Below are 21,915 nucleotides of genomic sequence, written 5' to 3' on the forward strand. Positions count from 1 at the left end.
TTTACAGCATTATACGATAAGGAGCAAGAGCGTACATGAAAATATACGATAAGCCCCCCTTTTAACCAGAGCCAAAAAGCATTTCTTCCTAAGCTCCATCTCATAGATATTTTGGTGTGGTTACCCTTATTCTGAAATAATTTGGTTATTTTTGTATATAATTCAATTAATGTCCATAGAACATGCCATGAATAAGAAATCGCAGATACACAACAAGAACATCTAAATAATAAACAACATGAAATCAACACTTATCGTAGGGATCGGTGCCTCGCTTCTTACAGCCGGTATCGCAAAAGCCCAACAGAGACAAGACATTACACCTAGAACGCCAAACATATTGTTCATCTATGCGGATGACTTGGGATATGGAGACTTGGAATGCTACGACGGCACGCAAGTGAAAACCCCGAATATCAACCGGCTCGCCAAGAACGGTATCCGCTTCACCAACGCTCACGCGACCGCCTCTACCAGTACGCCCTCCCGATATTCCATGCTAACCGGAGAGTACGCATGGCGCCGCCCGGGAACGGACATCGCCGCGGGAAACGCCGGAATGATCATACGACCGGAGCGTTATACGATAGCCGATATGTTCAAGAACGCGGGATACGCCACGGCCGCTATCGGCAAATGGCATCTTGGCCTAGGAGACAAAGCGGGAGAGCAAGACTGGAACGCCCCACTCCCCACCGCCCTTGGCGATCTGGGATTTGATTATTCCTATATCATGGCGGCGACGGCAGACCGCGTCCCCTGCGTATTCATCGAGAACGGGCAGGTGGCGAACTACGATCCGGACGCCCCGATCTATGTCAGTTACCAGCAGAACTTTCCCGGAGAGCCGACCGGAAAAGATAATCCGGAATTATTATACAACCAGAAGCCTAGTTTCGGGCACGACCAATCCATCGTAAACGGAATCAGCCGTATCGGTTACATGAAAGGTGGCGGCAAGGCGCTTTGGAAAGACGAGAATATCGCCGATTCTATCGTGACACACGCCATCGATTTTATCAAGGAGAATAAAGAGAAGCCTTTCTTCATGTATTTCGCCACGAACGACGTGCATGTACCCCGCTTCCCGCACGACCGTTTCCGGGGAAAGAACCCGATGGGCGTGAGGGGCGACGCTATCGAGCAATTCGACTGGAGCGTAGGCCAATTGATGAAAACATTGGATGAGATGGGATTGACGGAAAACACCTTGATCATCTTGTCAAGCGACAACGGACCTGTCGTAGACGATGGTTACGCGGACCGGGCCGTGGAGCTACTAGGCGATCATAAACCCGCCGGACCGCTTAGAGGTAATAAATACAGTGCCTTCGAAGGGGGAACCCGTATCCCGGCTATCGTACATTGGCCAAAGGAGATCAAGCAAGCCGCCGTATCAGATGCGCTAGTGAGCCAGATCGACTGGTTCGCCTCCCTTGCCTCACTGACGAATTCCCGTCTTCCGGAAGGAAGCGCGCCGGATAGCTATGATTATCTGGATACTTGGATCGGGAAAAGCAAGGAAGACCGCCCGTGGGTAATTGAGCAAGCGCTTAATAAGGCACTTTCCGTCCGTACGAAAGATTGGAAATATATCGAGCCGAGCGTAGGTTCCGCTATCATGGAATATGAGAAGATTGAGACCGGATATTCCCCCGAGCCTCAGTTATACGACATGACGAAGGTCTACGAGGAAGGAAACAAGGCCTTGCAACATCCGGAGATCGTTTTCCAATTGCAGGGAATCTTAAAAGGAGTTCGGGATCACACAATCAAGGCTAAATAATGGAAAGAAGAAACTTCATTAAATCATCCCTCGGAATCGGTCTGGGTGCGACACTTCCGGGGATGACGCATAGCAAAAGCGGGAAAGAGGCAGAGACCGTCGTCTCTCCCGCCATGCCCGTAAAGAGCGGTAAGCCGCATATCATCCTGATCATGACCGATCAACAACGGGGCGACACCCTCGGCTGCATGGGAAACAAGGCGGTGATCTCACCGAATATCGACCGGCTGGCGCAAGAAGGCTCGTTGTTCGTGAGCGGATATTCCTCCGCTCCAAGTAGTACTCCGGGACGGGCCGGTTTATTGACCGGGATGTCTCCTTGGCATCATGGTATGCTGGGATACGGACGCATGGCCTTGAAGTATCGTTACGAGATGCCTCAGATGATGCGGAATCTGGGGTATTATACCTTCGGGATCGGTAAGATGCATTGGTTTCCGCAGAAAGCACTTCACGGATTCCACGCGACCTTGATCGACGAGAGTGGCCGGGTGGAAAGTCCCGATTTCATCAGCGATTACCGGGAATGGTTTCAATTGCAGGCACCCGGCAAAGACCCGGATTTTACGGGTATCGGCTGGAACGACCATGCCGCCGGTGTCTATAAGTTAGACGAGAGACTTCATCCTACGGCTTGGACCGGACAGACCGCTTGCGAGTTGATCCGGAACTACGACAACGACAAGCCCTTATTCCTCAAGATATCATTCGCCCGCCCGCATAGTCCTTATGATCCGCCTCAACGTTATCTGGATATGTATAAGGACGCGGATATCCCGAAACCCCATATAGGAGATTGGTGCGGACAATACGCCGAGCCGAAAGATCCTCTCCAAGGAGCATCGGATGCCCCATTCGGTAATTTCGGGGATGCGTATGCCATAAACTCCCGTCGCCATTATTACGCCAATATCACCTTTATCGACGATCAAGTAGGGCAAATCATCCAGACCCTAAAAGACAAAGGTATGTACGACAATGCCCTGATTTGTTTCACGGCGGATCATGGTGATATGTTGGGCGATCATTATCATTGGCGGAAAACCTATCCGTACGAGGGTTCGGCCCATATTCCTTATATCGTAAAATGGCCCGCCGGTATATCCAAATCCATACCGGACGGAAGCAGCATAGAACAACCTGTAGAACTGAGAGACTTCTTGCCTACCTTTATCGATATCGCCGGCGGGTCGGTTCCTCCCGATATGGACGGGCGGTCTTTACTCAAGCTGATCCAAGGCCAGCAGGAACAATGGCGCCCCTATATAGACATGGAGCATGCCACTTGCTATAGCGACGATAATTACTGGGCAGCCCTTACCGATGGGAAGATTAAGTATATATGGAATTTCCACAACGGAAGCGAGCAGTTGTTCGATTTACGGGAAGACCCGGGAGAGACACATAACCTTAGTGAGGACGCAGCCTATCAGAATAAGTTGTCCGAATTACGCAAGATGATGGTAGAGCATCTGTCCGAGCGAGGAGATTCATTCGTGAAAGACGGTAAATTGATGACTCTCGATACGACCCTATTGTACAGTCCCAATTTCCCGAAATAAGGGACGAGCGAGCCTCGTCCCTACAGTCCCTTACGTTTTTTACCTTTTTTTTATCGCGGAATGGATGTATCTTTGCCCGAGAAACTAGAAGAGACTCAACTTAATGCTAGGAATCGTTAGTAAAGGAATCATTATAGGCGTATTGGTTTCGGCCCCCATGGGCCCCATCGGTATGCTCTGTATACAAAGAACACTAAATAAAGGACGTTGGCACGGGTTCGTCACCGGATTAGGGGCCGCACTATCCGACGTGATTTATGCGGCACTGACTTGTCTGGGCATGGGAGTTGTGGTCAATTTCGTGGAAGCGAACCAAGCGCCCCTGCAGTTGATCGGAAGTATCGTTCTCGGCATTTTCGGGTATTATATCTTCCAAAGCAACCCGGTACGGAACCTAAAGAAACAACGGGAAAAAAAATTATCCTTCACGCAAGACTTTATTACAGCTTTTCTACTTACCTTTAGCAACGTTTTAATCGTCCTGCTCTATATCGGGCTGTTTGCCAGATTTGGCTTCGTGCTTCCGGAATATTCATTCTGGTTGCTGGTCGTAGGCATCGTCAGTATAGGGATAGGGGCCATTCTTTGGTGGTTCGGTATAACATATATTATCGCTAAGCTGAGGAAATGGTTTAATGTCAGAGGAATATGGTTACTAAACCGGATAGTAGGGTCGGTCATAATAATATTGTCTATTATCGGCGCGCTGTCTGTTTTATTGACCACATATTTACAATGGCCTTTACTTCAAATCTATAGTTAAAAATGAAAAGACTAAAAGTACCTACAATCAACGTACTGGATGTACTCGATATAACATCCATAGGATCCCTTCTTGAGGAGAAAGCCCAACGAGAATATATCAGCCATGCCAATTGGCGGGAATATCCCTATAAGCCTATCACCGTTTTTGATATCGTCCGGAGCAAGCAGAATCTTTACATACGATATACCGTGCAAGGCTACTCCTTGAAAGCGTCTTATGAGATGGACAACTCGTCGGTGCATAAGGATAGTTGCGTGGAGTTCTTCATGAAAAAGGAAGGTGACTCGCATTATATGAATTTCGAGTTTAATTGTATCGGGACTTGCGATGCCGCCCGCCGGACATCCCGGGATATCAAGACATCCCTCTCGCAAGATGAGTATAAAAGTATCCAGCGACTTCCATCCCTAAAAAGGCAGTCATTCGCAGAGAAGAAAGGGATCTACTCATGGAGCCTGATTGTCGTCATCCCTTTCAAGCTGATGGGATTGGCCCCCGAGAACCTACCGGAAAAGATATTGGGTAATTTCTATAAATGCGCGGATGATACCGAGTATCCGCATTTCGTAAGTTGGAGCCCAATAGACTTGCCGGAACCGAATTTCCACTGTCCGGAATTCTTCGGGGAGATCTACTTGTAGTAGAGACGTAGCGTGCTACGTCTCTACCAACAAGCCTATGACTATTTATTACCTTTACCTAGTTTCAGTTCAATGACGAACGCTATTATCAAGCCGATTCCCCCGAACAAAAGAACCGAAGCCCCATAAGCCGTACCCGCTACCTCATGCCTGTACCAACCATCATCATAATAAGAATTTGTCGCCATACACATATTAATAATAAAGCCTACCAACAAACCTAATCCGATTCCCGCCAAAAGGCACCCGGCCTTTAAGCTACTGAACGAGAAGTTTCGCATGTAGTTAGGCAGTCCCAATTTACCATCGAAAGCAGAGGCATCCAGTTTATCACCGATCTTCTCGATAATCGCCAAACGTTCCCTCTTGCGAACAAACAACTCAAATAATCCGTAAATACCTGCACAAACGATTCCGACAACTAGCGGAACAGAAATAAAATCCATCATAACTGTATAATTTTAATTGATTCATTCATATTGTTTGCTAATTTGACGCAACAGTTTCCCATAGGTTACACCTCCGGGCTGAAAAATATTTTTTATTTTTGTTACCGCAAGTTGTAACCTATTTACCCGGCTTGCGTCCATTAAGTACAATGGAATTGTATACCGATACATATTACATACAAAGGATACAAGCGGGGGACGTGGCATGTTTCGCTTGCCTTTTGGACAAGTATAGCCGTCCGATTCACTCGTTGATCCTCAAAGTGGTACGAAGCCAAGAGGAGGCTGAGGAGTTGGCGCAAGATACGTTTATGAAGGTATTCAAAAACCTCGCCTCATTCAAAGGGGATTGTAGTTTCTCCACATGGATTTACCGGATCGCCTATAACACGGCGATATCATCGGTCAGGAAGAAGAGATATGAGTTTCTAGCGATTGAGGAGACTACACTTGAAAACGTATCGGAGGAGGAGGTTACGAACCTGTTCGGACAAACCGAATCCACGGAACAGGTTCAAAGATTGGAAGTCGCCCTTGAACAACTTCTACCGGACGAACGGGCCTTGATCTTGCTCTTTTATTGGAAAGAAAAAACAATAGAAGAACTGGTCTCTATCACCGGCTTGACCGCCTCGAATATTAAAGTCAAGCTACATCGCATCCGAAAAAAATTGTTTGTATTATTAAATGAAATGGATCATGAGTAAGATAAACACAAATAAGGAACAACCCGATTTATTGGGGGATTTATTCAAACGCATACCGGAGGAGGAGCTTCCCGCCTCGTTCCGTTCGAACGTAATGCGACAAATCATGCTTGAGTCCGCAAAGGCGAAGAAACGTGACGAACGGTTCAGCCTGTTAGCGGCGATCGTGGCCTCGCTTATCATGATTTCCCTTGCGATCGTATCTTTCGTATATATGGAGATACCCAAGATAGCCGTCCCCACGATAAGCACATCGGCCTTGGCTTTCTATTTATACATAGGGGCCATCACGCTCATACTTCTATTGGCGGATTATAAATTGAGGAATCTATTTCACAAGAAAGGATAAGCACGAAGCGAGCTCCGTCCGTATACGAGGAATCTATGGACAAGGAACCATTCAGCCGCTCGGCGATCAAAAGACAGATAGAAAGCCCTAAACCCGCACCGGGTTTGTAATCATCCAGCTTCTCAAAGCGATTGAATACCGCAGCTTGTTTTTCAAGGGGAATACCGGCACCCGTATCCGTAACGGCTATGCATACCTTTTCCCGATCCGGCGCAAGTTGGAACGATAGGTTAATCTCACCTTTCTCCGTAAATTTAGCGGCGTTTGTCAACAGGTTTGTCAACAGTTGTTGCAGGCGCAGATTATCTACATGTACCACGATTGGTTCCCCAGCGGGAGAAAAAGTCAATTTAACCCCATCCGGCATCCGGTAGCGTACACTCTCCAATGCCATTTGGCAACACTCCAAAAGCGGATAATCCTTGATATTGAAATGAAGGTCTCCAGTCTCCATCCGGGATAAATCCAATACGTCGTTTACCAGATTCAACATCAAATCCGTATTATTCCGGATGATAGACGAATATTCCTCCCGCTCTTTCGCATCGGTAGAAGGTTCCACCAGCAAACTGGAGAAACCTACGATCGCATTTAACGGGGTCCGGATCTCATGGCTCATATTAGCGAGAAAAGCGCTTTTCATCAGGCTGGCCTCTTCCGCACGGGCTTTCTCCCTCATCAATCGTCTTTGGGATTCCAAAAGCAAGTCTTTCTCTCGCTGTAATTGGTTTTTCAAGGATCGTAGATGGCGGTAGTATAAAAACGAGATATAGAGGAGGATCGATAACACGACCGATATAGATAAGATAAACACCAACAAATCTTGTTTCCGGGCGATACGTAACCCGGCTTCCTTCAGTTCCGTTTCTTTCAATTCCTTTTCATGCAACTCATGCAAGGTTCGCAATTGATTCACCTGCCGGAGAAAAGAAGTTCCCCGCCTTTTCGTCAGCGTTCTATAAAGTTCATCATATAGAGCCATAACCTCCTCGAGTCGGCCCTGCTCCTTTAAGATATCCGCCTTGAACTGAATATCTTCGGGTAATCGCTCTGTCTCCAACACTTCATTTATATAACGCAGTGCCAACGGGATATCTCCAGCCGCCTTATAATAACGAGCCTTAACCGCTAGATAAGTATTGATTGCATAGTCCTTCTCTACCAAACTATTGCCGACATAGGAAGAGGCTTTATCCAACGCTTTCTTGGCATTTGCCAAATCTCCTTTCGAAAGATAAAAGCTCGTGTAAAAAGAATAAAGCAGCCAATACTCCCGCTCTAGTAGCAAAACATCACCTTTTTCTTGATTAATCTCATATTGCTCATCCAGCAGGGCTTTATATTGTTCCAAGATTCGTTCCGTCAACGTATATTGTTTCGTTCGGACACTACTTTCCAATTGATAAGAAGTTAACCGGATTTTAGTATCCATGATATCGGGAACATCTTTTATATCCTTCAATAAATCCAAACCTTCCTGAAAAGAGACTACGGCATCGCTATCCCTACGGATACGTTGGTAAATCAGCCCCAAAGTCTCCGAACAGCGAAGCAAGCCGTATTTATGATTCAGATTGCTCGCCAACCGATACAGATTCATCGCCTCACTCATTGCCAACTCATAATTCCCTAGCCAAAGGAGATCTTGACTGGAATAACTCTTCACCTCAAACAAGACATACGGATATTCATGGCGGGCCTTCGCCATAGAATCTACGATATTACAACAATAGACCAAACTATCACGCTTAGACTGATTGTAATAATACTCGGCCATACCTTTCAATCCCCTATATGCGATAGATATGGAATCCACCGCCATCGCGTTCTCATAAAGACGTTGATAATAATCTTTCATTTTGGGATCTTGCCGATAAAGCAAAGCCAACCGCTGCAATATAGGTAAAGTAGACGCTATCGTCGGGCAGCCCGGTAATACCCTCTCCAAGCTGTCGATCTCTGTTAAACGATCCTTGCCGGGAGGAGGCGTGGAAGATTTCATCGAGCCGCAAAATACAAGGGAGATCATAATAACCACCCCTATACGTATAGATATCCTGTTATTGAATAGATTCATCAGTCTCATATAGGGGTTTCAATTAAATTCGTTGAATGTATAAAGACAAACCGGGCACCGCCCTTATAAGAGACATCTACAGATAAAGAACCTTTAAGCTGTTCCGAGATGATCTGGCAAACAGAAAGTCCTAAACCGGTACCTTGAACAAAGTCGTCTAATTTCTCAAAACGCTCGAATATCTTCTTACACTTATCCTCAGGGATTCCACAGCCCGTATCCGTAACGAAGAAACGAACCTCACCTTTGCTCTCATCCACGGCAAATGAGAGATTAATCTCTCCCTCGGAAGTGAATTTAGCGGCATTCGACAACAAATTTGTCAACAACTGCTGCAAACGCAAGGCATCCGTATTCAAGGTATAAGATTCAAGCGAGGGAGTAAACGTCAATCGGACCCCGGGCTTCACCCGATGGCGAATCGAATCCAACGCCCTCTGGCAACAGGCGACCAGATCGTTTGGCTTCACGCTGAACTTGATCTTGCCGGATTCCAAACGGGATAAATCCAGGACATCGTTCACCAGATTCAATAGCAACTCGGAACTATGGTTCACCTCCCCGGCAAACCGGATCTTCTCCTCCTCGCTATACTCGCTACTCGCCAATAATTCCGAGAACCCGACAATGGCGTTCAACGGCGTACGCACCTCATGGCTGATATTGGCGATAAAGGCGCTTTTCTTCTTGTTCGCCGCCTCCGCCTCTTTCGTCACGACCCGCAGTTGCTTCTCCGAAGCGATCAAGGAGTCTTTCTCCTGAAGCAACTCATTTCTCAACCTCTTAGTATGCATATAAATACGCCACAACATATAGAGTAGGCCCATCAAGACCAATAGAAGACCGATAGATACGACAATCTGCTTCTGCTTCAAAGCTTCTTGCTCCGATTTCAGCTTCAACTCCCGATCTTGCTTTTCCAGGTCATTCAAGTCATTCAATACACGGAGTTGCTCGATTTGCCGGTCGAAGGCATCCGTGTTGATCGTCTCCGTCTTATTGATGATCTCCTCATAGATAGTGACCGCCTCTTGCAATTGGCCGGATGATTGCAATATCGCTTTCTTCATCTCCAACTTATCCAGATCACGATTGATCTTTAAAGCCAGATTGACAGCGGACAACGCATGCCTATAATCTTTCTCCTTCCAATAATAAAATGATTTTGTCCGCAGATATTGAGCCTCCACCCTATCCCCAAAAGAACTATCCAAATAAGCGGTCGCCTGATCCAAATACGCCTGTGCCTTTCCCGAATTCCCTTTCATGGTATACAGCTCGCAATAATAGCAACTCATCAAGCAACGATGACGTTTTACCGGAAAAATCTTTCCCTCCCCATTATACTTCCTTTCCAAGGAATCCAATAAATGATCATACTGTTTCAAGAGCGCCTCCGACTCGGACAAACGTCCTAATAGCAGGGTAGATTCCAACATATTAGACAAATACATAATCCGGAAAGCAGGATTCGCCTTCTCCCCTTTCAATAAGTGCAGGCCTTTCCCGAAGATCTCTACCGCGTCACTGTCTTTCTTAATCCGCTGGTACACCATCCCTAGATCGCGATAAGCCCGTAGCAGGCCGTAATCGTTCTTACTTTCCCGGGCCAAATCCAGATATTGCATGGCCTTGTCCATAGCCAGCTCATAATTGCCGGACCATAGATAATCCTGACAAACCAAGCTACCGGATAAAAACAACCCTCTGGGACTCTCATGCCTTTTTGAGGCCAACGAATCCAATTGCCCCACCCAATATAATAGGCTATCCCTATTTTCTACATTATAATAATAACGACTCAAGCCAGCCATCGCATCGTATACGATCCCGATGGAATCCAAAGGCATCGCGATATCGATTATCTCTTTCAACGCTGGCACCTCCTCCGGCAATTGCCAGTACAAGCCGATTAATTCTTTAAGAAGGGGTATCTTATCCTGAGGTTTTTGGATACGTGATAAAGATTGGCGTATGCTATCCGCACGAAATTTACTCACGGCATTCTGCGCACTTGTGCCCACCGCAAACAAAATCCACACTATTCCTATAAAAGTATTGACGCTGGACTTTCTTAAAAATCCTCTACTCATTGATTTATCGCTTACAATTCGCAAACTTACAAAATAAATATCAATAAAAATCAACAGTTTTCCGTAATTACAGCCAACACGGCCCAAATGAATGTTTTTACCCCTCAAAACTCTTGTCAATCAGAAAAAAAGCATTACCTTTGCCCCGATTTTTGAGAGATGACAACATAAAGTCTAACTTACTAATTAAAACAAACTTAGTATTAACAATTAAAGAATGGAAAATTTAAAAAACATCCAGCCGGTTGAAGATTTCAACTGGGACGCTTTCGAGCAAGGCGAGACTTACACCGAAGTAAGCAAGGACGATCTTGTAAAAACGTATGACGAGACCCTGAACACGGTAAAAGACAAAGAAGTGGTTATGGGTACCGTTACTTCTATGAACAAACGTGAGGTTGTTGTAAACATCGGTTTCAAATCTGACGGTGTTGTTCCTATGTCCGAGTTCCGTTATAACCCGGATTTAAAGATTGGTGACGAGGTAGAGGTTTACATCGAGAGCCAAGAAGACAAAAAAGGACAATTGATCCTTTCACACAAGAAAGCACGCGCTACACGTTCTTGGGATCGTGTTAACGAGGCTCTTGAAAAAGACGAAATTATCAAAGGTTACATCAAATGTCGTACGAAGGGCGGTATGATCGTTGACGTATTCGGTATCGAAGCGTTCTTGCCGGGTTCTCAGATCGATGTGAAGCCGATCCGTGACTACGATGTATTTGTAGGTAAGACTATGGAATTCAAGATTGTTAAGATCAATCAAGAATTCAAGAATGTTGTTGTATCTCACAAGGCTCTTATCGAGGCAGAGTTGGAACAACAGAAGAAAGATATCATCTCCAAATTGGAGAAAGGACAGGTATTGGAAGGAACTGTCAAGAACATCACTTCTTACGGTGTATTCATCGACTTGGGTGGCGTAGACGGTTTGATCCACATCACAGACCTTTCTTGGGGACGTGTTTCTCATCCGGAAGAAATCGTTCAGCTTGATCAGAAGATCAATGTTGTTATCTTGGACTTCGACGACGAGAAGAAACGTATCGCTCTTGGCTTGAAGCAATTGACTCCGCACCCATGGGATGCTTTGGATACGAACTTGAAGGTTGGTGACAAGGTTAAGGGTAAAGTTGTCGTTATGGCTGACTATGGCGCATTCATCGAGATCGCTCCGGGCGTAGAAGGTTTGATCCACGTTTCAGAGATGTCTTGGACACAGCACTTGCGTTCCGCTCAAGACTTCATGAAGGTTGGCGACGAGATCGAGGCCGTAATCTTGACTTTGGACCGTGACGAGCGTAAGATGTCTCTTGGTATCAAGCAATTGAAGGCTGATCCTTGGGAAAACATCGAGGAGCGCTTCCCGGTAGGTTCTCGTCATGCGGCTAAGGTTCGTAACTTCACTAACTTCGGTGTATTCGTAGAAATCGAGGAAGGTGTTGACGGTTTGATCCACATCTCTGACTTGTCTTGGACGAAGAAGATCAAACATCCGTCTGAATTCACTCAGATCGGAGCAGAGATCGAGGTTCAAGTATTGGAAATCGATAAGGAAAACCGTCGCTTAAGCTTAGGCCACAAGCAATTGGAAGAGAATCCTTGGGATGTATTCGAGACAATCTTCACGGTTGGTTCTATCCACGAAGGTACAATCATCGAAGTATTGGATAAGGGTGCCGTTATCTCTTTGCCTTACGGCGTAGAAGGTTTCGCTACTCCGAAGCATCTTGTAAAAGAAGATGGTTCTCAAGCTCAAGTAGATGAGAAACTTTCATTCAAGGTAATCGAGTTCAACAAGGAAGCTAAACGTATCATCCTTTCTCACAGCCGCATCTTTGAAGATGAGCAAAAAGGCGCTAAGGCAACTTCTGAAAAGAAGGCATCCTCAAAACGTGGTGGTAAAAAAGAAGAGGAATCTGGAATGGTAACCGGTCCGGTTGAAAAGACTACATTAGGTGACATCGAGGAATTGGCTGCTTTGAAAGAAAAACTTTCTGGTAAGTAATTGATTCTTCTTTGAGATATAATAAAAGGAGATATCTGATTCAGGTATCTCCTTTTTCTATGTTATTCCTACTGCGGCTTATTTAAGAAAAGCATTCTTCCGTGACACGTGTCTCACATGGCTCGGAAATACCCAACAAATCATTGATCTCCTTTCTTTTCTCTAAATCCGTAAAATAAGCCTCTACAACTTTATAAATATCAAAACCTCCCGTAGAACCGGCTGCCAAGTTTAGTGACTCGACTAATTTACCTGTAGCTTTATGAATCTCAGCTTGTTTCAGCAAATGAAATTCATTCCCGTGAATTAATTGATTCTTTCCCATGATGTTCCAATTTTAGGTTATACAATATATTACAAAGGATTTCTATTCCTGTCCTAAAGATACAAATATCTTATATATGACCTAATACTTTTATCTATTTTTAAATCGGTTCATCTATTTTATCAGTCGAAAGAGAAAGTATATCTCTACATTCCATTAATTTTGCCAGAAAACTAAAATGAAAAAGTTAGTAATATTCGATCTTGACGGAACATTATTAAATACGATCGCGGATTTAGCCCATAGCACGAACCATGCGTTGCGGCAAAACGGCTTTCCGACACATGACGTAAAGGAGTATAACTTCTTCGTAGGAAACGGCATCAACAAATTATTCGAACGTGCGTTACCCGAAGGTGAAAAGACGGAAGAGAATATACTAAAGGTAAGGGAAGAGTTCTTGAAGCATTACGATCTGCATAACACAGATCGCAGCGTTCCCTACCCCGGTATCCCTGAGTTATTAGCCTTGTTGCAGGAAAGAGGGATAAAACTGGCAGTCGCTTCTAATAAATATCAAGCCGCTACCCGTAAGCTCATCGCCCATTTCTTCCCTTCCATACAATTTACGGAGGTTCTCGGACAGCGTGAAGGAGTAAAGGCGAAGCCAGATCCCAGTATCGTCAATGAGATCGTAGAACGAGCGAGCATATCCAAAGAGAACGCTCTTTATGTCGGTGACTCGGACGTAGACATGCAAACCGCCATCAACAGCGAAGTGACCTCCTGTGGGGTAACATGGGGGTTTCGCCCTCGTACGGAATTAGAGAAATACGCACCCGATCATATAGCGGAAAAGGCAGAAGATATACTCAAGTTTATTTAAAATACGACCTAAGCCTGTCGTGCGAGGCAATCCTTCCCGTTCTTGTCTCGCACGCTTGTCCTTAACCTGAATTACTAATATTTCCTAACACATATTCCATCCAGCTCGCACAGCCCTTAGAATACAAGTTATCCCTAACATCACCTCAACCGTACTTGCAAAAAAGTATTAGACCTACAAACAAAAACATCCAATAGCGGTTATTTTTCAAGGTATCATTTAAACCAAACTTTAAAAAACGCCAAAACGAGACCTATATTTCTGTAATATTATACCAAACAACCACTAGATAAATATAGTAAAAGACGAAGTTATAATTTTACATAAGAAACATAGACAAAAAGAATGTCGGGAAATATTAAAAAAATAGTTGAGCCGAATAGTGGTATTGATTATTCTTTGGAGAAGGACTTCAAGATCTTTACACTTTCCAAAGAACTCCCTATTACCACTTACCCTTCTTATATAAGATTAGGGATTGTCATCTATTGTGTAAAAGGAAACGCTAAAATTGATATCTATTCCAACAAGCACATTATAACCCCTAAAGAGCTCATCATCATCTTGCCGGGGCAATTGGTCGCATTAACGGACGTTAGCGTAGATTTCCAAATCAGATATTTCACGATCACGGAATCCTTTTATACTGATATATTAAGCGGTATCAGTCGTTTCTCGCCACATTTCTTTTTCTATATGAGGCAACATTACTATTTCAAGATGGAAGACGTGGAAACTCTTTCCTTTGTAGACTTCTTTGAATTACTTATAAGAAAAGCCGTCGATCCGGAAAACCAGTATCGAAGAGAGTCGGTTATACTCTTACTTCGCATATTATTCCTTGATATATATAACCATTATAAAGTCAATTCTTTAGACAGTACGGCAACGATAGATGTACACAAGAAAGAACTGACCCACAAATTCTTTCAATTGGTCATGAGTAATTACAAAGTGAACAGAAGCGTGACGTTCTACGCGAACTCTCTATGCATCACCCCTAAATACTTGACCATGGTTGTTAAGGAGGTAAGCGGCAAATCCGCCAAAGATTGGATTACGGAATATATGATCCTAGAATTAAAAGGATTACTCACCAACTCTACCTTGAATATCCAAGAGATTGTTGAGAAGACGCAGTTCTCGAACCAATCTTCGTTGGGACGCTTCTTTCGGAGGCACACGGGCTTATCGCCTTTGCAATACAGGAAAAAATATTTAACAACAGAGCAAAGAACAAACTTCTCAAAAAATAATACGATATGAATAAAAGTCAGCTAATCGAGGAATTATCGAAAAGAGTCGGTAATGACAAAGAAGAAATCCGGTACATATTGGAAGAACTGAATAACATCATCTTAGAGAAAACGAGAGCCGGAGAAAAGGTATGTATACAGGGTTTCGGTGTTTATACTCCCCGCTTGCAGACAAGCAGGTTGGCTAGAAACCCGAAAAGCGGAGAGACTTTAATGTTGATCCCCAGAACCATTGTCCATTTTAAGTGCGCGCCCAATTTGGTAAAAGAGATCAATAAATGAAAAATAAAGGGTCGGCTCCATCAGGAACCGGCCCTTTCGTTATACCTATTAATGACATACCAAAGACAACTTTCTATAATCTACATCAATATTTGTCGAGCATATTTCACGCAAGTGCCTACCTCTTTCACGGAGTCAGACCAAGGCTTGATATCATATTCCAGTTCTATATCGCAATAGATAGGCCATTTCTCTTGTTTGATCAACAAGAGTACGTCTTCCAACGGCATCTCCCCTTGTCCCCATACTTGATTCGTATTCGGCTGGTCCCCTGTCGTAGGCCCCGTCTTGTCTTTCAAGTGGATACTATAGATCCGATCATGATATTTCTTGATCATCTCATTCGGGTGGATACCTGTAGAGCCAAAGAAGTGGCCCGCGTCAAAATTCAACATAATAGAAGGAGAGACCGCTAAGATCGGATCGCAACTAAACCCTTCTTCGGCATATTGCATATGATTATGGAAAGCCATATACATCCCATGCTTCTCGGCAAATGGAGCGACTCTTTTCGCCGTCTCCAAATTAATCTCGTCCGTCACGGCTTTAGCGCCCATGGCCTTGGCTACCTTGAACGCATAATCGATTTCCTCGTCCGAACCCATACGGGAAGGTTCCATCTTCACGATATGCGCCGATATTCCTGCTTCGTTCAATAACTTACGGGCACCTTCTACCTTTGATAGATCCAACCCGAGACGCCACGCTTTCACCTCTTCCTTATATTTATCGATCTCAGCCTGCTGCTCCGGAGTAAACTTCGGGGGACCCATCCGACGAGGAGCCGCAGGTTTCTCACCCGGTTTCGCCGCGGGTTGAGAAGCTTGCTGACGGAAGAATTTCATCATCGGATTCTCCGGAGCTCCTAAATAAGCTTCCAGATCACCTCCCATCAACTCGATGGAACTGATATTCGCCTCTTGGCAATACTTGATGATATTCTCCAATCCACCCGGCATGGAACGCCAACTATAAGTGATCGTGCCGATTTGCACGCCACCGAACTTCGAGTTAACCTTGCCTGCCTCCGCCGCCGTATCAACCGGAGCGGGAGCCGCCACACTCTTCCCCGTACAAGAGAAAGCACTCGGAAGGAAAGACGCGGCCGCCAAAGCAGCGACCGATCTTCCTAGAAACTCACGTCTGGACTGACCATTGTTCACATCTTTACTCATAACTATTCAGTTTATACATAAATATCAACTCTTAGAAGAAAGGCGCTTACAGACTTCAACCTTTACGATATTCATCGTAAGAAAAAATATATAGTAAAACACAACTTCGCTTCCTCGCTTCCTCGTGCGAAACAACGAGAGCGAATATAGGGAGGAGCAGTAAACCATGAGTTAACGAACGCTAAACAAGGCATTAACCTAGGGCTAATTTAAGGCAAATTTCATATCCGCACAAAGCATAATTCACGCAATAACAGCGACATAAATAAATCAAGAAATATTTATAAAAATCTTCGATAAGTCAGAGGCATAGCACCTGCCTCCCTATTCGAAAGGATCGCTATCAGTGGGGTGCATACATTTGTCACTGTAATGCCAGAGGAGTGCCACACGGATGGCACAGGCATGCCATAACGGTGGCACGGTCTTGCCACAACGATGGCACAGGTGTGACAATAGCGATGGCACAGTCCTGCCAATGAGCAGGCACACTATAATATTACTGGGGAGATTGCTGACTCATCAGCGAAGACGGTACGACCTGCTCAAAAGAAGAGGGGAAAGCCTCGCCATACATCTCTTGGTATAAAGCGCAAAAGCGGTCGTACACATAACGGGCCAATTTGAAGTTGTTCTGGTAAATCAAGGCTTTGATCTTATAGAGCAAAGCCTCCTCGTTGCAAGGATCGTTCAGAAGGATCTGGTCTGCTATCTGGATCACCCGATCCGCCTCATCCTCGATCGAGTAAGTGTCGATAAAGCGAGACAAGACATCCACCGTACTATTACAGATATAACTTTTAAAATCATCCATCCAATCAAACGATTCCCCTTTGAACACTTCTCCTTTGCTGATAATATCATAGAAATATTCAAAGTCCGGCTGAGTCCGTACCCGTTTATCTTTCAGCCAATCCAAACAAGCCAAATAATCGCAATAGACATCTTCCGAAAGCTGGAGAATATATCGATTCGCGTTAAATAGAACCTCGACCGTATCGATACGTTCCAATATCTTCCGGAGTTTCAATATAGATACGCTTCGAAGGCTCTTCGTACTTTTCGAGGGGTTGTCATTCCCCCAAATCATCCGTGTCAAGTCCTTGCTCGATATCCCGAAACCTCCACGGGAAGAGTGAAGCATAATCAAGATAAACAGCTGTTTTAATTTTGGGGTAAATAGAGAGGTTATATCATTTCCATCCCGGTCCAACACATAGAACTCTCCAAACAATCGGATATAATTGCGCAGAACCGGAACCTCCTCAATCTCCTCCGACATCTCTCGCGAAGAACGATCCGGCTCCTCGATTCCTTCCTCGATTCCCTCCTCCGCAACCGTTCCCGCATCAGCCTCATCCTGCCTTGGCTTTTCTTTCACCTTCCGATAGCCTAGATAAGCTATCGAGACCAGAGCCATCAAAATCAACCCAATTCCAAGGACATCCAACCAAGTAATCGCATTCGATATATGTAAATCTAATAACTGGTTGCTCAATCCCAATATCTCCTTATCGCTCAACACACGAGACCAAATACAAAGATTATCCAGCACACCCACGAAGTTCGAGGACTGGCTGAAATTCACGAAACCGACATATAAGCTATCACTACCCAGATAAGCCGGACGATCAAAAGAGATCGCGTCCAGTTTTCCATTTACGAATATAGCCTGCTCCCCATTCCGCTTATTATACCGCCATACGACATTATACCATTTACCCGGCTCGATCTCCGTGTTACCAACCAGATCGTTGTTAAAGAATCCCATATACGGTTTCCGGTTCCGTATCAGTAGATGCAACGCTTGTTGATAAGTACTGTTCTTAGCTCCCAGAATACAATAATCCTCCTTCTCCGGCAGGTACTTAGGTATTTTCAACCAAACGCCGACAGTGAAATCATGATCCCGCATATGAAGTTCCGAAGCGGTCGGTAAATCCACACGGGCCTGATTCTCCAAGGAAGCGACCTGTCCCCGTATAGGGTCCTGAATAAACTCGACATTCCTAGATACCGTGAGATTATGATTGGACGAACCATCTTTCTCATCGCCCTCAAACGGTAAATAAATCTCTATATCCTCGTCAATCCGCAAAGGTCTAGCCTTAAAATCGCTAGCGAAAGCCTTCCTTTGGGTACCGGAGATATAAACCGTAGCCGGCTCTATCCTATAGCCCGGAGAGATCGGGGAAAGCATCAACTCGGCTCCGGGCTCTAGCGGAAAGCAATATTTACCCGTCGTATAATTAGACATCCCATCCCAATTCACGTAGTTAAGCAACTCATTGTTATTCGTAACCGCGCCGTAAATGATATCGAAATTCCGGAAAGTAACCAACGAGACATCCAACCATGCGTAATACTTATCTACTAACACAAAATTGGGAACCCTTCCATCCCGGATCCACGCTCTTTTAAACGATTCTATTAAATAGGGTGTCTGCCGGGCTAAAGCCGAGATATCATTACTATTTCCCCGGGAAGTCTCCAAGAACTTATATCCGGTAAATAAAGACAAATTCTTTTTCAGCCGCTCATCAAAACTCTCAACCCCTTCCGGTTGATTTCCCCAATCAGCGTCCGTATGCTCCACAAAATCCCTCATATTATGCAACCATGAAGGACTGTTCAAATGTTTCTGAACCTCGAAAACGACCAGTCGCTTTCCGGAACTCAACATATCCTTCAGGGATGGCCATCCGTTTTTCGTATCATACTCAAGTACATACTCCATCAAGCCTATTTCCTTAAAAGAGGATTCCAGCTCCATCTCTACATAGAAATCGAGGAAAAGCGTCATAACCTTAGTGGAGTCCGCATCCAAGGCCGTCTTAATGGCTTCCAATGATTCACTAAAAGGAGTAAACGTACCATCAGGTTTCCTTAGTAACAATACATTTGTCTCCGTATCCCGCTTCAAATAGAAATAAAAGCCTTCGATCTGCTTCCGCAATAACTCGTCCAAAGAAAGTTTTTCCGGGGAATTGGAGGATAGACAAGAATAATTAGATAGGATGTAGACGCTCTCGTTATATAAAAGACCGGCCTCTACATCCTCTTGACGTTGAGAAACCAGACGTTGTGCCGAAAGTAATTCCGGCAGGGTGATTATAAGGCTAACAATTAAACATATATAACGAAACCACGCTATCATCGTATACAATATCTTAATTATAAGATCATCCAAAAATAAGGCTTTAATATGACATGACAATGTTTTTCAGTCAGAAATGCGTCCATTTCGATAATCCGCAGGCGAGATTCCCGATTTCCGTTTAAAGAACTTACCAAAAGAAGACTGATCCGAAAAATTCAAGGAACTAGCGATCTCTTGGATCGACAATTTAGAGTGAGTCAATAAAGTACGGGCCTCACTATAGAGCATCTCAAAGATAAAATCGGCGACACTCTGACCGGTGACACGTTTCACGATCAACGTTAAGTAATGAGCGGACAGATTTAACCGGGACGCATAGAATTCTACCTTATGCTCTTCCCTATAATTGGAGGCAAGCAACTCGATAAAAGATTTGATGATACTTTCGTAACGAGTCAGGTTCCCTTCCTCCACGAACACTTCCGATCGTTCGATGATATCACTCAAATCCAGATAAAAAGTAAATAAGCTATTCAATATCGTTTCCTTATAATACAGATGATTCACCTCGTCGATCCGCTTGTTCACCGTAAGTATCCTCTCACAAAGCAACATGACGTGCGCATGACTCAACGATATAAGCGGCATATTATACAAGCGAACCCCATATTTTACCCTCCGGTAAATCATATCCGTAGAATCCATATCTTGAATAAAATCCTTACTCACGAATAGACATAAGCATTTAAAGTCCGGGCTACATTTCTGAAAATGGAAAAGATGGGAAGAGGATAGGACAAGCAACGTATCGGGACGAATCGAATACGCCTTATAATTAATATACACCGTAGCATTTCCGGATAAAACCAAAACAGTGATAAGAGCATCCAGATAGAGCGCAGTGGAGAAATGGGTAACCGCATCCTCATAATTAACGGTCACGCAACTGATCTTCTTCCTCATATCGTTCTTTCCACCGCTAACCAACGGCAACTCACTGATGTTTTTTATATAGATCTCAGCTTTCATGATACCATGTTCCGATTATATACAAAGATAACCAAAGCTTTCAGCATGTCCAAATAAAACCATTTTTATGTAATTTGGGATTTCTCCCTAAACTAAAATTTAGCCGAAATTTGCAACCGCTTTTCAAGGTTCCGCAATAATCGTAAATAACAGATATATGACAAAATTCAAAGGACTATTTATCTTATTCCTATTCTTAAACAACACCTCTCTTGTGTCCGCTCAAAACACATCGGCTTTACAATTGAGTATCGAGGATATGTTTGAGTTAGCGGATTCCGCCAGCCGGAGCATCCGGACGTTCCATATAGCGGAACAAGAGGCGGAACAGGCGGTAAAAGTGGCCAAAAACGCATTATTGCCCTCCATTGACGTCTCTTTATCCGCCAGTTATCTAGGCGACGCTTGGCTGTCGGACCGGGATTTCTCAAACGGCGAGAATGCCCCGATGCCGCATTTCGGAAATAATTTCGCGATAGAGGCATCGCAAGTACTTTATACAGGCGGAGCCATCACGAATCGCATCGCGGTCGCTAAACTACAGCAGCAATTAGCTCAGCTGGATAAAGAAAAGAACAAGCAGGATATACGTTTCTTATTGGTAGGCAATTATCTGGAGATGTACAAACTAAGAAATCAAACGGAAGTTTATCGGAAGAATATAGAGCAGACCCGGAAACTGGTAGCAGACATCCACGCAAAACAAAGTCAGGGATTAGCGTTGAAAAATGATATCACTCGCTATGAGCTTCAATTAAAATCCTTGGAACTAGCCCTAACACAGATACAAAACAGTATCATTATCCTAAACGACCAACTGATAACCGTGCTAGGTTTACCCGGGGAAACAGTGATAGAAGTGGATTCAACCGCTCACGCCATCCTTCCGGTTATCTCCAACGAGACCGAATGGCAGGAAACCGCCGCCACGCTATCCCCCGTTTTGCGGCAGGCAAAACTAAATATCAAACAATCCCGGCATAATGAGAAGATAGCGAAAGCCGAACGTCTGCCCTCTATCGCCTTAATAGCCGGCGATCGTCTGGACGGCCCCATCACGATCGAGGTTCCACCGATCAACAAGAACCTTAACTATTGGTATGTAGGAGTAGGCGTAAAATTCGATATCTCCTCCACGTTCAAGTCCGGCAAAAAGATCCGCCTAGCGAAACTATCCACCCGGAAAGCGATAGAGAACGATCTGCTGGCACAAGAGAACATCCGCACCGGGATAAAAGAGGCCTATATCCGCTTCCAAGAGGCTTTTACGGTTTATGAGACCCAATTGAAAAGCCAAGAGCTAGCCACCCAGAACTACGAGGTAGTCAATAACCGTTACCTCAACGATCTGGCCTTGATAACCGACATGCTAGACGCCAGTAATTCCAAGTTGAGCGCTGAATTACAAACCGTCAACGCACGTATCAACATCTTATTCAATTACTACAGGCTCAAAAAAGCGACAGGAAACTTATAAATCATTA

Annotated in this window: 18 protein-coding genes; 11 read left to right on the plus strand and 7 right to left on the minus strand. The window is 44.6% G+C overall.

The window, feature by feature from the left end; genetic code table 11:
• Window positions 1-238 precede the first annotated feature (238 nt).
• From DW205_RS03055 to DW205_RS03070, 4 genes are all read left to right on the plus strand, one after another.
• Window positions 239-1,786 (plus strand): arylsulfatase, encoded by a 1,548-nt coding sequence (locus DW205_RS03055; RefSeq protein ID WP_008778473.1) that lies wholly within the window; start codon window positions 239-241, stop codon window positions 1,784-1,786.
• Window positions 1,786-3,348, plus strand: coding sequence for an arylsulfatase (locus DW205_RS03060; RefSeq protein WP_005866733.1), 1,563 nt, complete (start codon window positions 1,786-1,788; stop codon window positions 3,346-3,348). Before DW205_RS03055 ends, DW205_RS03060 begins: the two co-directional genes overlap by 1 nt.
• A 103-nt stretch (window positions 3,349-3,451) precedes the next feature.
• Complete coding sequence (locus tag DW205_RS03065; protein WP_005866731.1) at window positions 3,452-4,111, plus strand: LysE family translocator; 660 nt, start codon at window positions 3,452-3,454, stop codon at window positions 4,109-4,111.
• A 2-nt stretch (window positions 4,112-4,113) separates the two neighbouring features.
• Window positions 4,114-4,755 carry a carbohydrate-binding family 9-like protein gene (locus DW205_RS03070; RefSeq protein WP_121963053.1) on the plus strand — a complete coding sequence of 214 codons (642 nt, stop codon included), beginning with the start codon at window positions 4,114-4,116 and terminating at the stop codon, window positions 4,753-4,755.
• A gap of 41 nt (window positions 4,756-4,796) precedes the next feature.
• Here the strand turns inward: DW205_RS03070 and DW205_RS03075 are convergent, their stop codons facing one another.
• Entirely contained in the window at window positions 4,797-5,204 is a 408-nt protein-coding gene (locus DW205_RS03075; RefSeq protein ID WP_005866727.1) for a DUF6249 domain-containing protein, read from the minus strand.
• Window positions 5,205-5,353: 149 nt separating this feature from the next.
• On the opposite strand from DW205_RS03075, the gene DW205_RS03080 reads away from it, so the two are divergent.
• Both DW205_RS03080 and DW205_RS03085 read left to right on the plus strand, forming a co-directional pair.
• Window positions 5,354-5,911, plus strand: a complete 558-nt coding sequence (locus tag DW205_RS03080; protein WP_034530538.1) for an RNA polymerase sigma factor — start codon at window positions 5,354-5,356, stop codon at window positions 5,909-5,911.
• On the plus strand, window positions 5,904-6,260 hold the full coding sequence (locus tag DW205_RS03085) for a hypothetical protein (RefSeq protein ID WP_005866723.1): 357 nt from the start codon (window positions 5,904-5,906) through the stop codon (window positions 6,258-6,260). The genes DW205_RS03080 and DW205_RS03085 overlap by 8 nt, the downstream gene beginning before the upstream one ends.
• On the opposite strand, the gene DW205_RS03090 is transcribed toward DW205_RS03085, so the two are convergent.
• Window positions 6,205-8,346, minus strand: a complete 2,142-nt coding sequence (locus DW205_RS03090; protein WP_005866721.1) for a sensor histidine kinase KdpD — start codon at window positions 8,344-8,346, stop codon at window positions 6,205-6,207. The genes DW205_RS03085 and DW205_RS03090 overlap by 56 nt on opposite strands.
• The gene (locus DW205_RS22445) at window positions 8,343-10,430 is read right to left on the minus strand and encodes a HAMP domain-containing sensor histidine kinase (protein ID WP_005866719.1); all 2,088 of its coding nucleotides are present in this window, start codon (window positions 10,428-10,430) and stop codon (window positions 8,343-8,345) included. Before DW205_RS22445 ends, DW205_RS03090 begins: the two co-directional genes overlap by 4 nt.
• 217 nt (window positions 10,431-10,647) lie before the next feature.
• On the opposite strand from DW205_RS22445, the gene rpsA reads away from it, so the two are divergent.
• Window positions 10,648-12,438 carry a 30S ribosomal protein S1 gene (gene rpsA / locus DW205_RS03105; protein WP_005861137.1) on the plus strand — a complete coding sequence of 597 codons (1,791 nt, stop codon included), beginning with the start codon at window positions 10,648-10,650 and terminating at the stop codon, window positions 12,436-12,438.
• A gap of 82 nt (window positions 12,439-12,520) precedes the next feature.
• Here the strand turns inward: rpsA and DW205_RS03110 are convergent, their stop codons facing one another.
• On the minus strand, window positions 12,521-12,763 hold the full coding sequence (locus DW205_RS03110; RefSeq protein WP_005861135.1) for a hypothetical protein: 243 nt from the start codon (window positions 12,761-12,763) through the stop codon (window positions 12,521-12,523).
• 178 nt (window positions 12,764-12,941) lie between these two features.
• Between DW205_RS03110 and DW205_RS03115 the strand changes: the two genes are divergently transcribed.
• The 3 genes from DW205_RS03115 to DW205_RS03125 all read left to right on the plus strand — a co-directional run bounded on the left by DW205_RS03115 (window position 12,942) and on the right by DW205_RS03125 (window position 15,127).
• Window positions 12,942-13,589: an HAD family hydrolase gene (locus DW205_RS03115; protein ID WP_005866716.1), complete on the plus strand. Its 648-nt coding sequence runs from the start codon at window positions 12,942-12,944 to the stop codon at window positions 13,587-13,589.
• Window positions 13,590-13,934: 345 nt separating this feature from the next.
• Window positions 13,935-14,855, plus strand: a complete 921-nt coding sequence (locus DW205_RS03120) for a helix-turn-helix domain-containing protein (RefSeq protein ID WP_005866714.1) — start codon at window positions 13,935-13,937, stop codon at window positions 14,853-14,855.
• Window positions 14,852-15,127, plus strand: a complete 276-nt coding sequence (locus DW205_RS03125) for an HU family DNA-binding protein (protein WP_005866712.1) — start codon at window positions 14,852-14,854, stop codon at window positions 15,125-15,127. The genes DW205_RS03120 and DW205_RS03125 overlap by 4 nt, the downstream gene beginning before the upstream one ends.
• An 80-nt stretch (window positions 15,128-15,207) precedes the next feature.
• Here DW205_RS03125 and DW205_RS03130 read toward each other — a convergent pair whose 3' ends face one another.
• The 3 genes from DW205_RS03130 to DW205_RS03140 form a co-directional block, all read right to left on the minus strand.
• Complete coding sequence (locus DW205_RS03130; protein WP_005866710.1) at window positions 15,208-16,302, minus strand: sugar phosphate isomerase/epimerase; 1,095 nt, start codon at window positions 16,300-16,302, stop codon at window positions 15,208-15,210.
• 499 nt (window positions 16,303-16,801) lie between these two features.
• Complete coding sequence (locus tag DW205_RS03135) at window positions 16,802-19,492, minus strand: LamG-like jellyroll fold domain-containing protein (protein WP_008778476.1); 2,691 nt, start codon at window positions 19,490-19,492, stop codon at window positions 16,802-16,804.
• 33 nt (window positions 19,493-19,525) lie between these two features.
• Window positions 19,526-20,431 carry an AraC family transcriptional regulator gene (locus tag DW205_RS03140; protein WP_005866706.1) on the minus strand — a complete coding sequence of 302 codons (906 nt, stop codon included), beginning with the start codon at window positions 20,429-20,431 and terminating at the stop codon, window positions 19,526-19,528.
• Window positions 20,432-20,588: 157 nt separating this feature from the next.
• Between DW205_RS03140 and DW205_RS03145 the strand changes: the two genes are divergently transcribed.
• On the plus strand, window positions 20,589-21,908 hold the full coding sequence (locus DW205_RS03145; protein ID WP_005866703.1) for a TolC family protein: 1,320 nt from the start codon (window positions 20,589-20,591) through the stop codon (window positions 21,906-21,908).
• The last annotated feature ends 7 nt before the right edge of the window (window positions 21,909-21,915 follow it).

Source organism: Parabacteroides sp. AM17-47 (assembly GCF_003434625.1).
GTDB lineage: Bacteria > Bacteroidota > Bacteroidia > Bacteroidales > Tannerellaceae > Parabacteroides > Parabacteroides distasonis.